The 1,462-nt window shown below is 75.9% G+C and carries 2 protein-coding genes; one reads left to right on the top strand and one right to left on the bottom strand.

From position 1 onward, the window contains the following. Positions 1–151 precede the first annotated feature (151 nt). Positions 152–688, bottom strand: a complete 537-nt coding sequence (locus AC2W7G_RS16180) for a DUF488 domain-containing protein (RefSeq protein WP_485869339.1) — start codon at positions 686–688, stop codon at positions 152–154. Between the two features lie 220 nt (positions 689–908). Between AC2W7G_RS16180 and AC2W7G_RS16175 the strand changes: the two genes are divergently transcribed. Then, on the top strand, positions 909–1,462 hold a 554-nt coding region (locus AC2W7G_RS16175), incomplete at its 3' end, for a hypothetical protein (protein WP_485869338.1).

The raw sequence follows: 1,462 nt of genomic DNA, 5'->3' as shown, positions 1-1,462 counted from the left end.
CGACCAGCCCCGTGCCCCAGGACGGGGTCGCCGACCTCGAGGCGACCATCCCGGACGCCCGGCGGGTGACCGTGGAGGCCGGGCACCTCGTCCACGAGCGGGAGCCGGAGCGGTTCGTCGCCGCCGTCCGCGCCTTCCTCGACGAGCCCGCCTAGGCGCCGGCGTCGTAGTAGATCGCGCCGCCGTCGACCCGCGCGCCCTCCGACGGCTCGTGGGGTGTCCGGCGCCCGTCGTGGCCGAGGTGCTCGACCTTCCGGTCGCGCAGCAGGACGAGCGCGTCACTCACCATGCGTCGGTGGCAGCGCCACCACAGGCTCTCGCTGCACAGGAACGCCGCGGCGCCCGCGGCGTCGTCGGCGGTCGCGACGAGCGCGTCGAGGCCCTCCGTGAACTCGGCGGTGCGCATGTGCGCCGCGTACCCGCGGAAGGCCTCGACCCGCCACCAGCGGTCGACGTCGGGCGCGTCCTTCGGGACGCGGCGCCGCCCGCCCAGGCGCGGGTCCCACCGGTAGCCGATGCCGGCGTCCGGCAGCCACTGCGCCATCGCGTCTGTCGACACGTCGGGGTTGCGCCGGCTGCCAGGGAAGCGGCGGACGTCCACGACGTCGCTGACGCCGGCCGAGCGCAGGAGCGCGGCGAGCTCCTCGCGGTCGGCCGTCCCGTGACCGACGGACAGGAGCTCACCCACGTCCGGACGGTGCCCCGGCACGAGCGACCGCAAACCCCCGCGGTGGCCGCGGGCGTTCCTAGGATGTCGCCATGAGCCCGGCAGCCGGCGACGACGCGGAGCGCGAGCGGCTCGAGGCCCGGCCGAGCATCTCAAGGAGCGCATCTACGTCACGTTCACCGCCCTAGCGGTCGCGCTGGCGCTGCGTGAGCACCACGAGACCGGCGGGCACGTCCTGGCGGTGTTCGCGATCACCCTGGCCGGCACGGTGCTGGCGGTCTTCATCGCCGACGCCATCTCCCACGTCGTCGTGCACGCCGCGCTCCCCCCGCGCGAGGAGCTGCACCACGTGGCCCGGGTGAGCTTCGGCGCGCTCGGCGGGCTCGTGGTGCCGACCGCCTTCCTCGTGCTCGGAGCCCTCGGCGCGTGGGAGCCCGACCGGGCGCTGCGCGCGGCCACGATCGCCCTCGTCGCGACGCTCGCGGCCGTCGCCTGGATCGCGGTGCGCCGGGTGCGCCTGCCGTGGTGGCAGCGCGTCGTCGTGCTGACCGCCGAGCTGCTGCTGGGCTTCGCCGTGGTGGCGCTCGAGGTGCTGGCCCACGGCCGACTCCGACGCGTCCGGCTACAGCACGTACCGCCCGTCGCCGACGGTGTCGTAGATGGCGACGACCTCGCCCACCAGGTTGGCCAGGCCGAGCCCGAACAGCACGACCAGCACCGCGCGCACCGCCCACGGAGCCGCGCGCCGCACCGTCGCCGAGCCGTGCGTGGCCACGCCGCAGGCCGACCCATCCG

Source organism: Aeromicrobium sp. PFPM2_SD2 (assembly GCF_057364525.1).
This window is presented reverse-complemented; position numbering and strand designations above follow the sequence as displayed.